General features: G+C 63.9%; 12 protein-coding genes. 8 read left to right on the top strand and 4 right to left on the bottom strand.

All coding sequences use genetic code 11. The annotated features are described in order from the left end of the window. The first annotated feature begins 26 nt into the window (after positions 1 to 26). From ABCW42_RS16155 to ABCW42_RS16130, 6 genes are all read left to right on the top strand, one after another. Positions 27 to 1,388 carry a GAF domain-containing protein gene (locus tag ABCW42_RS16155; RefSeq protein ID WP_423182138.1) on the top strand — a complete coding sequence of 454 codons (1,362 nt, stop codon included), beginning with the start codon at positions 27 to 29 and terminating at the stop codon, positions 1,386 to 1,388. Between the two features lie 85 nt (positions 1,389 to 1,473). Further along, a complete protein-coding gene (locus ABCW42_RS16150; RefSeq protein ID WP_423182137.1) occupies positions 1,474 to 2,097 on the top strand; it encodes a hypothetical protein in 624 nt (207 codons plus the stop codon). A 126-nt stretch (positions 2,098 to 2,223) separates the two neighbouring features. Further along, the gene (locus tag ABCW42_RS16145) at positions 2,224 to 3,747 is read left to right on the top strand and encodes an aldehyde dehydrogenase family protein (RefSeq protein WP_423182136.1); all 1,524 of its coding nucleotides are present in this window, start codon (positions 2,224 to 2,226) and stop codon (positions 3,745 to 3,747) included. 111 nt (positions 3,748 to 3,858) lie between these two features. Then, the gene (gene adhP, locus ABCW42_RS16140) at positions 3,859 to 4,869 is read left to right on the top strand and encodes an alcohol dehydrogenase AdhP (protein ID WP_423184921.1); all 1,011 of its coding nucleotides are present in this window, start codon (positions 3,859 to 3,861) and stop codon (positions 4,867 to 4,869) included. After that, entirely contained in the window at positions 4,869 to 5,285 is a 417-nt protein-coding gene (locus ABCW42_RS16135) for a DUF779 domain-containing protein (RefSeq protein ID WP_423182135.1), read from the top strand. The genes adhP and ABCW42_RS16135 overlap by 1 nt, the downstream gene beginning before the upstream one ends. Before the next feature lie 117 nt (positions 5,286 to 5,402). Further along, the gene (locus ABCW42_RS16130; protein WP_423184920.1) at positions 5,403 to 6,935 is read left to right on the top strand and encodes an amino acid permease; all 1,533 of its coding nucleotides are present in this window, start codon (positions 5,403 to 5,405) and stop codon (positions 6,933 to 6,935) included. A 146-nt stretch (positions 6,936 to 7,081) separates the two neighbouring features. Here ABCW42_RS16130 and ABCW42_RS16125 read toward each other — a convergent pair whose 3' ends face one another. The 3 genes from ABCW42_RS16125 to ABCW42_RS16115 all read right to left on the bottom strand — a co-directional run bounded on the left by ABCW42_RS16125 (position 7,082) and on the right by ABCW42_RS16115 (position 10,155). After that, a complete protein-coding gene (locus ABCW42_RS16125) occupies positions 7,082 to 7,717 on the bottom strand; it encodes a DUF2461 domain-containing protein (RefSeq protein WP_423182134.1) in 636 nt (211 codons plus the stop codon). A gap of 468 nt (positions 7,718 to 8,185) precedes the next feature. Further along, positions 8,186 to 9,667 (bottom strand): catalase, encoded by a 1,482-nt coding sequence (locus ABCW42_RS16120; protein ID WP_423182133.1) that lies wholly within the window; start codon positions 9,665 to 9,667, stop codon positions 8,186 to 8,188. Further along, positions 9,664 to 10,155, bottom strand: coding sequence for a Fur family transcriptional regulator (locus ABCW42_RS16115; RefSeq protein ID WP_423182132.1), 492 nt, complete (start codon positions 10,153 to 10,155; stop codon positions 9,664 to 9,666). Before ABCW42_RS16115 ends, ABCW42_RS16120 begins: the two co-directional genes overlap by 4 nt. Before the next feature lie 228 nt (positions 10,156 to 10,383). Here ABCW42_RS16115 and ABCW42_RS16110 point away from each other — a divergent pair, with 228 nt between their 5' ends. Together ABCW42_RS16110 and htpX are read left to right on the top strand one after the other, a co-directional pair. Continuing rightward, complete coding sequence (locus ABCW42_RS16110; RefSeq protein ID WP_423182131.1) at positions 10,384 to 11,655, top strand: MFS transporter; 1,272 nt, start codon at positions 10,384 to 10,386, stop codon at positions 11,653 to 11,655. A 110-nt stretch (positions 11,656 to 11,765) separates the two neighbouring features. Further along, positions 11,766 to 12,635, top strand: coding sequence for a zinc metalloprotease HtpX (gene htpX, locus ABCW42_RS16105; RefSeq protein ID WP_423182130.1), 870 nt, complete (start codon positions 11,766 to 11,768; stop codon positions 12,633 to 12,635). 130 nt (positions 12,636 to 12,765) lie between these two features. On the opposite strand, the gene efeB is transcribed toward htpX, so the two are convergent. Then, entirely contained in the window at positions 12,766 to 14,016 is a 1,251-nt protein-coding gene (gene efeB / locus ABCW42_RS16100; RefSeq protein WP_423184919.1) for an iron uptake transporter deferrochelatase/peroxidase subunit, read from the bottom strand. Between the last annotated feature and the right edge of the window lie 78 nt (positions 14,017 to 14,094).

The raw sequence follows: 14,094 nt of genomic DNA, 5'->3' as shown, positions 1-14,094 counted from the left end.
GTGCCGCGACCGGTCATGGGAGTTCGATGACGAATCCAATCCACCCGCCAGCTTCGGTGGATGACGCCAAGCTGCTGCAACGCCACGCCTACGCAGGCCACGAACAGCTCGATTCCTGGCGCAACGGCATTTCGGGCGCCACGGAGCTCTCCGGCCTACGCAACCTCATCAAGGAATCGTGGCAGCGCTCAGCACAGTTCATGGCCAATCCGGACCTGCCGGAGGCGCCGCTGGCATTGGAAGTCGACGAGCTCGAGGATTACCGCCGGCAACATCCGCTCGCCACCATCATGCCCGTGATCCAAAAACTCCTCATCCAGCCCAGCCATGAGAGCGGACTGCTGGTGGCGGTCGGCGATGAACTCGGCCGGTTGCTGTGGGTCGACGGAAATCCGGTGTTCCGGCACCGCGCCGAAGGCATGATGTTCGTGGCGGGCGCCGATTGGTCCGAAGCGGCAGTGGGGACAAGCGCGCCGGGAACCGCGCTCGCCCTGGGGCGCGGCATCCAGATATCGGGCGCCGAACACTACAAACGCTCGGTCCATCCGTGGAGCTGCACTGCCGTGCCCTTCCACGATCCCGACTCCGGCGCGCTCCTCGGCGTCGTCGACATCACAGGCACGGAAGCCGCCGTCGCGCCCCACACGCTATCCCTCGTCGAGGCGACTGTCGCCGCGGCGCAAGCCCAATTGCGCGTCGAGCGGCTCCAGCTCGCGGCCAACCGGCGTGCCCAACCTGCCCGACGCCGGAACTCGGCCGCCGTCGTCGGCTCCCGGGAGGGGACCGGGCTGTACCGGAACAGCCTCCAATTGCTCGGCAGGGACCAAGCCCTCCTGAGCATCGGCGGGCGCAGCATTCCGCTTTCGGCCAGGCACAGCGAGATCCTGGCTCTTCTCGGGACCCACCCGGACGGACTCAGCGCCGAAGAACTCGCGATGGCGTTGTACCCGGGCGACGGTTCCACGGTCACACTCCGCGCCGAAATGGTGCGCCTGCGCAAAGTACTCCACGAGCTTGATCCCGCAGCCGTCCCGGAGTCCCGGCCGTACCGGCTGCCGATCGACCTCGGCCTGGACGCCGCCCAGGTCCTTTCCTGCCTTCAACGGGGAGCGCACCGGATTGCCCTCGGCGTCTACAAAGGTGCAGTCCTCCCGCATTCGGAAGCGCCTGGAATCGTGGAGCTGCGCCAGAAGGTCTCGGCCCTCCTGCGTGAAGCGGTCCTCACGGACGGCAGCGCCGACGCGCTCCTCAAATACGCTGCGCTTCCTGAAGCGAGGGACGACGTCGACGTCCGGCTTGCCGCCCTCAGGCTCCTGCCGCCGCGCTCACCCAGGCGGGCCGCCATCGTCGCAGAGCTTGAACGCCTGGAGAACGAACTGTCCGCCTGACGTTACGGAGGCTGGCGGGCTATCAGGTAATACGTGGGTTCGGGCCGTATCGTAGGACGCGAGCCCAACGAAAGAAGCTTCATCCGTGCTGAACAAACGCCTCGCCGTTGCCCTGACCCTGTCCGGAATCCTTGTGGGAGCCAGTGCCTGCGGGGCGCCGACCCAATCAGCCTCCACGGCCTCCACAGCTTCGACGGCGGAACCGACGGCGGCCGCATCCGCAAGCGGCGCGAGCTGGGACATCAACCCGGCAGGGGCGGACCAAAGAATCAAAGCGGCGGGCCTGCAAATCCTCACAGCCGAAGGCACCGCGGAGCATTATCACGCCCACCTTGACGTCCTCGTCAACGGCAAGCCTGTTTCGGTTCCGGGCGGGATCGGCTTCACCTTCGGGACCGACGGGCAACCGAACGGCATCTCCGCGCTGCACACGCATGACACTTCCGGCGTCATCCACATCGAGGCCCCCACCGCGGGGCTGAAATACACCGTGGGACAGGTCCTCAAGGAATGGGGTGTCCTGGACGGTAATGATTCCACCGGTGCACCGCATGGCGGAACGGGCGGCTGGACTGCCTACGTCAACGGTGCCAAGCAAGACGGCGCGGTGGGCGACATCGTCCTCAAAGCGCACGACGAGGTAGTGCTCTCCTTCGGCACGGCGCCCTCGACCATTCCGAGTTCGTACGCCTTCCCGGCGGGCCTTTAGCTCGCGGGCCCTTAGGCGCTCCTTTTGTGAGCTGCCCCACACCGTTGCAACCTGCTTGCAACCTTAACGCTCCTACGCTCTACGCAATGGCGATAGCCACCATGATGCGCAGCAAAGGAGCTAGCAATGACTGTTTACGCACAGCCAGGGGCAGAGGGTTCAAAGGTCAGCTTCAAGGACCGCTACGAGAACTGGATCGGCGGAGAATGGGTTGCTCCGGTCAAGGGGCAGTACTTCGAGAACATCACTCCCGTCACCGGAAAAGCCTTCTGTGAGGTTGCGCGCGGCACGGCCGAGGACATCGAGCTGGCGCTGGACGCCGCACACAAAGTAGCTCCATCCTGGGGCAAGACCTCCGCAACCGAGCGCGCAGCGATCCTGAACAGGATCGCCGACCGCATTGACGAGAACGTCGAGTTGCTGGCAGTTGCCGAAACGTGGGACAACGGCAAGCCCGTCCGTGAGACCCTGAACGCGGACATCCCGTTGGCCGCGGACCACTTCCGTTACTTCGCTTCGGCCATCCGGGCGCAGGAAGGTCATTTGTCCCAACTTGACGACGACACCACGGCCTACCATTTCCACGAGCCGCTGGGCGTCGTCGGCCAGATCATTCCGTGGAACTTCCCGATCCTCATGGCCGTCTGGAAGCTCGCGCCGGCGCTTGCCGCGGGCAACGCCGTCGTACTCAAACCGGCGGAACAGACGCCGGCCTCCATCCTGGTCCTGATGGAATTGATCGCCGACCTGCTCCCGGCGGGTGTGGTCAACGTTGTCAACGGCTTCGGTGTCGAGGCCGGAAAGCCGCTGGCGTCCAGCCCGCGGATCCGCAAGATCGCATTCACAGGAGAAACCACCACCGGCCGGTTGATCAGCCAGTACGCGAGCCAAAACCTCATCCCGGTCACGCTGGAACTCGGCGGCAAGAGCCCCAACATCTTTTTCGACGACGTCGCTGCGCAGAACGACGCGTTCTATGACAAGGCGCAAGAAGGATTCACCCTCTTCGCCTTCAACCAGGGCGAAGTCTGCACGTGCCCGTCGCGGGCCCTGGTCCAGGAAGGGATCTACGGCTCCTTCATGGCGGACGCTGTGGCACGAGTGGGCACGATAATCCAGGGCAATCCGCTGGACACGGACACCCAGATCGGCGCCCAGGCTTCCAACGACCAGCTTGAGAAGATCCTCTCCTACATCGATATCGGAAAGCAGGAAGGTGCCAAGGTCCTTGCCGGGGGCGCCCGCGCGGAACTCCCGGGTGAGCTGGCGGGCGGTTACTACGTCCAGCCGACCATTTTCGAGGGCCATAACCGGATGCGCATCTTCCAGGAGGAGATCTTCGGCCCGGTGGTATCGGTGACGAAGTTCAGCGACTACAACGACGCCATCGGCATTGCCAACGACACCCTCTACGGTCTCGGCGCCGGAGTCTGGTCGCGCAATGGCAATGTTGCTTACCGGGCCGGCCGGGAAATCCAGGCGGGCCGGGTCTGGGTGAACAACTACCATGCCTATCCGGCGGGTGCCGCGTTCGGCGGCTACAAGTCCTCGGGCATCGGACGTGAGAACCACGCCATGATGCTGGACCACTACCAGCAGACCAAGAACCTCCTGGTCAGCTACAACGAAAACAAACTCGGCTTCTTCTAGGAGTTTGTGTACAGATAACGCCCTTTTGACGGCCTTTTAGCGGCGTTATCTGTACACAAACTCGAGGCCGAAAGACAACAAAACTACTTAGGAGAATCGCCAATGACGACGATGAACGCAGCAGTTGTGACGCAATTCGGAACCGACCTTGAAGTCTTGGAAGTGGAACGCCCGACGCCGGGTCCCGGCGAAGCGCTCGTCCGGCTGATCACCTCAGGGGTCTGCCACACCGACCTGCACGCGGCCGAGGGAGACTGGCCGGTCAAACCGACACCGCCATTCGTTCCAGGCCATGAAGGAGTCGGTGAGGTGGTGGAACTCGGCGAGGGTGTTACGGATTTGGCCGTTGGAGACTGGGTCGGGAATGCATGGCTTTGGTCTGCCTGCGGGGATTGCCAATATTGCCGAACGGGATGGGAGACGTTATGCGAAGCCCAGAAGAACGGTGGCTACAGCGTGGACGGTTCCTTCTGCGAGTACATGCTGGTGGACACCCGCTTTGCCGCCCGCATCCCGGCAGGTTCGGACCCGGTGGAAGTCGCGCCGGTGTTGTGCGCAGGCGTCACCGTTTACAAGGGCTTGAAAATGACTGAAGCCAAGCCGGGCCAATGGGTGACGATTTCCGGCATCGGCGGATTGGGGCACATCGCAGTGCAGTACGCCGTCGCCATGGGATTCCGCGTCGCCGCCGTCGATATAGCGGATGACAAGTTGGCCCTTGCCCGGCAGCATGGCGCCGAGGTCACCGTGAATGCATTGCATGAAGACCCGGCCGAGGCGATCCAGCGGGAGACAGGCGGCTCGCATGGCGTTTTGGTGACGGCCGTTCACCCGTCTGCCTTCGGGCAGGCCATCGGCATGGCGCGGCGCGGCGGGACGATCGTCTTCAACGGATTGCCTCCGGGGGATTTCCCGGCTCCGATTTTCGACATCGTGCTCAAGGGTCTGACTGTCAGAGGCTCGATTGTGGGGACGCGCCAAGACCTGGAAGAAGCCCTCGACTTCTACGCGCAGGGCAAGATCCATCCGACGGTTTCCACCAGGGAGCTGTCTGAGGTCAACGCCGTCTTCGACGAAATGAAGCACGCCAAAATCGACGGTCGCGTGGTTCTCAGGTTCTGATGGACGCACCCAGGCTGGACGCCGCTGTGACGCTGTCCGGGGAAGATTTTTCCCGGGTGGCGCTCACCGCCGCTGCCGTTGAACTTCTGAAGAAACTATGGGACCAACACGGGCCGCTGATGTTCCATCAATCGGGTGGTTGTTGCGACGGTTCCTCGCCGATGTGCTACCCGGCGGGCGAGTTCCTGACGGGTGACTCCGACGTCCTCCTCGGTCGCTTCGACATCGGCGCTGAAGATTGTCCTCAGCCCCTGGAATTCTGGATGTCGAGGGAACAGTTCGACTATTGGTCCCATACCCATTTGACCGTCGATGTGGTGCCCGGCAGGGGGAGCGGCTTTTCCGTTGAATCGCCGGAGGGCAAGCGTTTCCTCATCCGTTCCACCCTGATGGATTGGAACGTCCCCAAGCCATAGAACGGCCTGGTAGCCCTTCTGCCTGTCTCGCGATGTGGGACAAATGTGATCGTCCAATGGATGGACACTACTCTTGATGAGTCTGTTTCTACCCCCATCAAGATTGTGGACTCTTTTATGAACCTCTTCCGGACCAAGTCGATCGAGCAGTCCATTGCGGACGCCGATGAACCCGGACGCAAGCTCAAGCGTTCCCTCAGCACATGGGACCTGATGATCATGGGAGTCGCCGTTGCTGTGGGCGCCGGCATTTTCTCCGTTGGTGCGAAGGCCGCCGCAAATTTTGCCGGACCCGCGGTGACGATCTCCTTCGCGGTCGCTGCCATAACCTGCGCATTGGCCATCATGTGTTACGCCGAATTCGCCACTGCAATCCCGGTAGCCGGGTCTGCCTATGTCTTCACCTACGCCACGATGGGTGAGGTGCTCGCCTGGATCATCGGTTGGAACCTCATCCTTGAACTCTTTACGGCTGCCGCCGTCATCGCGAAGTACTGGGGAATCTACCTCAGCAAGGTGTTCGCTCTCATGGGGGTGGACATGCCTCCCGCGGTGAACATCGGTGGCGTCGATCTCTATTGGGGTGCATTCCTGATTGTCGCAATCTTCACAGTGCTCCTTGTGCTCGGTACAAAGCTTTCAGCCCGGGTGGGCAACATCTTCACGCTGATCAAGATCGCCGTGGTGCTGTTCGTGATCATCGTCGGCTTCACGTACGTGAAGTTCTCCAACTACACGCCGTTTATCCCGTCGTCGCAGCCCACTGGGGGTAGTGGTGGCGCTGACGTCATGAAGCAGTCGCTCTTCGGCTTCCTGACAGGCGCGATTCCGGCGCAGTACGGGACGCTCGGCATTTTCGCCGGCGCAGCCCTGGTGTTCTTCGCCTTCATCGGCTTCGACGTCGTTGCCACTTCCGCGGAAGAGGTCAAGACGCCGCAGAAGACCCTGCCGCGGGGTATCTTCGGTGGCTTGGCCCTTGTAACGGCCTTGTACATCCTGGTTTCCCTCGCTCTGACCGGCATGGTGTCCTACACGCAGTTGGCTCAGGCCAAGAACCCCACACTGACCACGGCCTTCGAAGCCGTAGGCAATACGGACGCGGCCAAGGTCATCGCCTTCGGCTCGCTGATCGGTTTGACCACGGTCATCATGGTGCTGCTCATGGGCTTGGCCCGTGTGGTCCTCGCCATGAGCCGCGACGGACTCCTGCCTCGTGCCCTGTCCAAGACCAGCGACAAGCGTTCGACGCCGGTGCGGCTCCAGATCATTTGCGGCGCGGCTGTGGCAATCGTGGCCGGCCTGACCAACGTGGACCTCCTTGAGGAAATGATCAACATCGGCACCCTTTCAGCATTCGTCATGGTGAGCTTGGGCATCCTGGTCCTACGAAAGCGGCGCCCCGACCTGAAACCAGCATTCCGGGTACCGTTCGGCAAAGTTCTCCCGGTGGTGTCTGCCATCTTGTGCCTCTACCTGATGACTAACTTGGCCGTGGAGACCTGGATCTTCTTCGCCATCTGGCTGGCAATCGGACTTGCAATCTACTTTGCGTATGGGCAGAGGCACTCCCGCCTGAACGAGAAGTTCGCCGAAGCGAAGTCAGCCGTTGCTACACCCGACGCAGACAACCAGGACCTGACGACGGTCTAACCCAGCGGCACCAATGGTGTCCGGCTCCTCCAGCAGAGAACCCCTTGGCCGCACGGTCTGAGGGGTTCTCCTGCTTGGTCGCACCCACTTCCCGCGCTCTTGTTGCTCCGAGACAGGATGACGTCAGGTGGGGTGGCGTCAAAGGGTCAGGGGGCCGCGTGTTCGCTCATCCATTCGACCAGTGGCCGCAACTGCTCCCACCGGGCGGCGATTTCCTTCCTCGCGTCCGAGGTGGATAACCAATCGGGTTCGCCCAGTTCGATTCCTGCGGACAGGGACTTGTGCTTGAGCAATTCTGCCCGGGGATGGTCTTTGTCGAATCCACGTGGCACCGTCTTCAGTTTCTCCCCTTCGATGGCGAAGCCGGCGGCTGCGACTGCTTCGACAATATGTTGCAGCGCTTCTCCGCTGACCGGGGCATCGACAGCGGCACGGAACCGGTTGATTTGAGCGGGCGAATGCGAGTGGCAACCGCCACCGATAAGCAGGCCTTCTGCGCTCAGTTGGACATAGAAGCCGGTGCCTTCCTTGGTGGCCGCGAATGCTCCTTGGGCAGTCTTGTAAGGCGACTTGTCGGCCGAGAACCGGATGTCCCGATTTGGGCGGAAGATCTTGGCGGGACCGAATTGGTCCTCAAGCTCCGCAAGAAGCAGGGATAGGGGCTCCTTGACCGATGAGTCGTAGACATCCTTATGTGCCAGCCACCACTCGCGGTTGTTGTTGTCTTCAAGTTCGGCATAGAACGCGATGGCTGCAGCGGGGATTCCGGTAAATGTGCTCATGGAAGGATCCTATGAATGGCCACGCAACCATGACCAGAGCCCACATTGACTATGTGGAAAACCTTCGGGGATGGCACACCCAAGCGCCGGACGCGCCGGACGCGCCGGACGCGCCGGACGCGCCGGACGCGCTGGACGCGCCAGCACCCACAAGCGCCGGACGCGCCAGCACCCACAAGCGCCGGACGCGCCGGACGCGCCGGACGCGCCGGACGCGCCGGACGCGCCGGACGCGCTGGACGCGCCAGCACCCACAAGCGCCGGACGCGCCAGCACCCACAAGCGCCGGACGCGCCGGACGCGCTGCACGCGCCGGTCAAGCCGGACGCGCCGTCCCAGCAGCTCCCGCAAACCGGGCCCAAACCAACCCGTCCCCTAAACCAAAGCGGCCCCGCTGCGGAGAAATCCACAGCGGGGCTGCTTTGCGTGCAACGCGTTCAGGCAAGCGGGAGCCGAAGCCCGGCGATGCTAGAGCTTGTTGGCTGCTTCTGCGCTCGAGTCGCCTTCGCCTGCGCCGAGGTTGGCGCGCAGTTTGGCGCCGAGTTCGGCATCGACGTTGGTCCAGTACTGGATGGCGCGTTCCTTGATGTCGGCGCTCTTGACGCCGCCAACGGCACCGGTGATGGTCTCGAGCAGGCGGGCCTTCTCGCCGTCGTTGTAGACGTCGCGGTACAGGTTGCCGGCCTGGACGAAGTCGCCGTCCTCGGCGTGCAGGGAGTGGGCGGCGTGCGTGAGCTCGCCGTCGTTCTCCCAGCCGCCGGCCGGGTTCTGCTCAACGGCAGCCGGGCCACCGACGGAGTTCGGTGCGTAGACCGGAACCGACGGGGCGTTGAACAGGAAGCGTCCAGCGCCGTCCTGGCTGTAGTTGTTGACCTCGCTCTTGGGCTGGTTCACCGGGATCTGGGCATGGTTGGTGCCCACGCGGTAACGGTGTGCGTCGGCGTAGGAGAAGATGCGGGCCTGCAGCATCTTGTCCGGCGAAGCGGCGATACCCGGGACGAAGTTCGACGGCGCGAAGGTGGCCTGCTCGATCTGCGCGAAGTAGTTCTCTGGGTTCTTGTTCAGCTCCATGGTGCCGACGTGGATCAGCGGGTAGTCCGAGTGCGGCCACACCTTGGTGAGGTCGAACGGGTTGAAGCGGTAGGTCTTGGCGTCCTCGTAAGGCATGACCTGCACGTGCAGTTCCCAGGACGGGAAGTTGCCGGCGTCGATGTTCTCGTAGAGGTCGCGGATGTAGAAGTCGGCGTCCGAACCGGCCAGTTCTTCGGCGCGGTCACCGGAGATGGACTTGACGCCCTGGTTGGACTTGAAGTGGTACTTGACCCAGAAGCGTTCGCCTTCGGCGTTGATCCACTGGTAGGTGTGCGAGCCGTAGCCCTGCATTTCACGCCAGGACGCGGGCAGGCCGCGGTCGCCCATGAGCCAGGTGACCTGGTGGGCGGACTCGGGGGAGAGGGTCCAGAAGTCCCACTGCATGTCGGCGTTGCGCAGGTGGGTGCCCGGGAGGCGCTTCTGGGAGTGGATGAAGTCCGGGAACTTGATACCGTCGCGGATGAAGAACACCGGAGTGTTGTTGCCAACGAGGTCGTAGTTGCCCTCGGAAGTGTAGAACTTGACGGCGAAACCGCGGGGGTCGCGCCAGGTGTCCGGGGAACCGTTCTCGCCGGCGACCGAGGAGAAGCGGATGAGCATGTCCGTCTCGACACCCTGCTGCAGGAAGGCAGCCTTGGTGTACTTGGAGACGTCCGAGGTGGTCTTGAACGTACCGAAGGCGCCGCCGCCCTTGGCGTGGACCACACGCTCCGGGACCCGCTCGCGGTTGAACTGCGCGAGCTTTTCCACCAGGTAGTGGTCGGTCAGGATGATGGCACCATCAGCGCCAACGGACTTGGAATGCGCGTCCGAAATGACGGGTGCGCCCGACTGGGTAGTCGAAATCTTCGCGGTCATCGTTCTCCTATTTCGTGGGTTGCGTACGTTTGCGTAGGAAGTTTCTGTTTTGCCTGGCACTCCTGGCAGATGCCTTGGTAAAGCACATCCGCGATCTGGATGGTCATTGGCTTGGAATGTTCATCCCAATGCGGAGTGAGGCATGGTGCATGGCCGACGGCGCAATCGACGTCCTCCACCCTGCCGCAACTGATGCAGACGGCGTGATGGTGGTTGTCTCCCACCCGCGTTTCGTACAACGCCGGCGAATGGGGTGGCTCGAAGCGCCGCAGCATCTGTAAGTCCGTGAGGTCGCTCAGCACCACGTAAACAGACTGCGCTGTCAGCTCGGGGAGGTCCTTGCGCGCGGCGGCCAGAATGGCCTCGGCAGGGGAATGCGGGTGGTCCTGAACGGCAGCAAGGACTGCGAGACGCTGTTTGGTAACGCGGCGTCCGTGGGAATGCAGGGCGGAAGCCCACGCTTCCTGGTCCACCGTGTGATCTGCCATACCCCCATTGAAGCACTTATTATGAGTTCTTCACAATAAGGCGAGGCTAAGTTGGGTGCGGGTCGCGGACCGGCCGTGCCTCCCTGCCGGGGATCCCGACGTCGGCTGGCTCGCCCACCTGCCGGGGATCCCGACGTCGGCTGGCTCGCCCACCTGCCGGGGATCCCGACGTCGGACGCTACAGTTGCGCGGTCATCGCGCCGCTTGGTTGCTCGGTAGGGTTGGACGGTGGCGAAACTCCTGGCTGACATCACACCCTTGCGCGAGAGCCCGGCATTCCGGCGCTTATGGCTAGGGTCTTCCGTGTCGATGGTCGGATCGCAGTTGACCCTCGTTGCGGTCAGCCTCGAGGTTTACAGCATCACGCAGCAAAGCCTCTACGTAGGCCTGCTCAGTATCTTTGCCTTGGTTCCCCTGGTGGTCGCGGGCCTGTTCGGCGGAGCGGTGTCCGACGCCTACGACCGGCGGAAGGTCGCCATTGCGTCGTCCTTGCTCTTGTGGGCCTGTTCAGGGGCCCTCGCCCTCCAGGCGTGGTTCGAACTGAACAACGTGTGGGTTCTGTTCGCCCTCGTCGCGGTCCAGAGCGGCACCCAAGGCATCAACGGTCCGGCGCGGAGCGCCATCATTCCCTTGTTGGTCCGCAAGGAACTGCTGCCCGCAGCGAACGCGCTGAGCATGCTCAACATGGGCATCTCGATGACGTCGGGACCCCTCCTGGCCGGCGTCCTCGTTGCGTCGAGCGGCTTTGGCTGGACCTACACCATCGACGCCATCAGCTTCGCATTCGCGCTCTGGAGCCTGTTCAGGCTTCCGCCCATGCCACCCGCCCACGGCGCGTCGGCACCCGGCCTGCGCTCCGTCGTCGAAGGCTTCCGCTTCCTGGGCACCCGGGCCAACCTCCGCATGACCTTCATCATTGACCTCATCGCCATGATTTGCGCCCAGCCGCGCGCGCTCATGCCCGCGATCGCGGCCACCATGCTCGGTGGCGGCGACACGACGGTGGGCATCCTGCTCGCCTCGGTGGCGGTCGGAGCCTTCCTTGCCGGACTCTTTTCGGGACCACTCGGACGGGTGCGCCGGCAGGGGAGCGCGGTGGTCTGGTCTGTCGCCGGTTGGGGCTTGTCCATCGCGGCTTTCGGGTGCGTTGTAGTGCTGGCCGGCGACTCGGGACGCAGTGGCGCCACCCCTTGGATTATCCTGGCGGCGCTGTGCTGCGGGATCGCCGGCATCTCCGATTCCGTGAGTGCCGTCTTCCGGACAACCATCCTGCAGTCGGCTACGCCCGACCATATGCGCGGACGCCTGCAAGGAGTGTTCATCGTGGTGGTCGCGGGTGGCCCGAGGGTGGGGGACATGCTCGCTGGTGGCGTGACGAAAGCGCTCAGCGAGGGTTGGGTATTGTTGCTGGGCGGTGTGTTGTGCGCGGTCCTGGCGTACCTCGTGGCCCGCTGGCAGCGCGGATTCCTGCAGTACGACGCCCAGCATCCGGTGCCCTAGCGGCGGGCGCCGCGCCCGCCGGACACCAAGCAAACATATGCTGGAACGCAGGAGCACCAATCGGCGTTAATTGAAGCATCACCGCGAGATAACTCCAAGAAAGTAGTGAAGTGCATAATCATCACAATGGCCTGAAAACCGCAGCGCTGTTCGGTGTGCTTTGGGCGGTGCTGCTTGGACTTGGTGCCGTGATCGGTGCGGGTACCCGCAGTGCGTCGCCCCTGTGGATCATGGCGCTCATCGGTGTTGCCACCACGGCATATGGATATTGGAACAGTGACAAGATCGCCCTGCGCTCAATGTCCGCCTTCCCGGTTTCGGAAGAGCAAGCTCCGCAACTGTATTACATCGTGCGCGAGCTTTCGACGCGGGCGAACCAGCCCATGCCGCGCATCTACGTTTCGCCCACCATGACGCCCAATGCATTCGCCACCGGCCGGAATCCGAAGAACGCCGCCGTGTGCTGCACGGAGGGCATCCTCCAGTTGCTCGACGCCCGCGAGCTCCGGGGCGTACTTGGGCATGAACTCATGCACGTCTACAACCGCGACATCCTGACCTCGTCCGTCGCTGCCGCGGTGGCGGGCGTCATCACCTCGGTGGGCCAGATGTTCCTGTTCTTCGGCGGCGGGGACCGGCGGAACGCCAATCCGATCGCGATGCTCGCCATGGCCCTTCTCGCCCCGTTTGCCGCTTCCCTGATCCAGCTCGCCATTTCCCGGACCAGGGAGTACGACGCCGACCACGACGGTGCCGAACTCACTGGCGATCCGTTGGCACTCGCCTCAGCCCTGCGGAGGATCGAAGCGGGCGTCAAGCAGGTGCCGTTGCCGCAGGATCAGCGCCTCGTGAACACCTCGCACCTCATGATCGCCAACCCGTTCCGTGGCGGTGCGGTGACCAAGCTGTTCGCTACCCACCCGCCCATGCGGGACCGCATCGAGCGCCTCGAGCGGATGGCTGGACGGCCTCTTTCCTAGGGGTTCTTCCTAGCGGTGCGCGCACCCGGCCGCCGCGCGCTCTCGACGACGGCGGCCCTCGCGACGCGGTCGCGGCTCTCGACGACGGCGGCCCTCGCGCGGCGGTCGCGGCTCTCGACGACGGCGGCCCTCAGGTGAAGAGGCCGTCGCCGACGAATCCGCCGGGCTTGAAACCCGGTGGCACCGCAAACAGGCCCGAACCCGTGTGTTTCAGGTATTCGAGCGCCAGCCTGTCGCTCTTCGCCATGGCCATCTGCATGGGTACGTAGTGCGTCCTCGGATCCTTCACGAATGCGATGAAGAAAAGGCCGGCGTCCAAGTGGCCTAGTCCGTCCGAGCCGTCCGTGTAGTTGTAGCCGCGTCGGAGCATTTTCACGCCGTTGTTCTGGTCCGCGTGGGCCAGGCGGACGTGGGAGTCGAAGGGAATCAGCGGCCCACCGTCGCGTCCCTTGATTCCGAAGTCCGGCGCGGAGAATTCCTCTCCTCCGGACAATGGCGCCCCGGCACCCTTGGTCCGGCCGATCAGGCCCTCCTGTTCCCGCAGCGACGTCCGGTCCCAGATCTCAATGAGCATCCGGATCCGGCGCGAGACGAGGTAGCTGCCTCCGGCCATCCAGGCTTCACCCGGGCGGGTTCCGGCCGTAGCCCACACGTGGTCGTCCAGGAGCGAGGTGTCCTCCGACTTGAGGTTGGCGGTGCCGTCCTTGAAACCGAAGAGGTTCCGCGGAGTTGCCTGTGCCCTGGAGGTGGAGGAGGTCCGGCCGAAGCCGAGTTGGGACCAGCGGACGCGTACGTTGCCGAAGCCGATCCGGGCGAGGTTGCGGATTGCGTGGACGGCCACTTGGGGATCGTCGGCGCACGCCTGGACCACGAGGTCCCCGCCCGTCCGTTCCGGTTGGAGTGCGTCCCCGGGGAAGTGCGGCAAGTCGATCAGGGCGTCGGGGCGGCGGCCTTGAAGGCCAAAACGGGCCTTCCCGTCCTTCTCGAAGAAGCTCGGGCCGAAGCCGAACGTCAGCGTGAGGTTCCCCGCGCCGAGGTCGAGCGCCTCGCCGGTATCTTCAGGCGGAGCATCGTAAGGACCGTCGACGGCGCCGGTGACGCCTGTTGTCCGGCCTGCAGTCATGGCTTCGGCCGCCGCGGTCCAGTCTTTGAGCAGCTTGATCACGGCGGCGCGATCTTCCACAGTGACGTCGAAGGCGGCCATGTGGAGGCGGTCCTGCGCCGGAGTGACAATGCCCGCTTGGCGTTCGCCGTAGAAGGGAACCACGGAACCCGGAGCGGCTGCCGGGGCAGCTGCTGCGGCGACGGCATCATGGCCCAGGTAGCCCGCGGCAAGCCCGGCAACGGCGCCTGCACCGCCGATGCCTGCAAGCGACAACAGCCCGCGACGGGAGAACCCGCGCTTCGTCGGTTCCGACGCCGACCCGGCTCCCGCGCTGGCTGACCCGGCCGCCGCGCT

This window comes from Arthrobacter sp. NyZ413, from assembly GCF_049390645.1.
In the GTDB taxonomy this organism is placed as follows: Bacteria; Actinomycetota; Actinomycetes; order Actinomycetales; family Micrococcaceae; genus Arthrobacter.
This window is presented reverse-complemented; position numbering and strand designations above follow the sequence as displayed.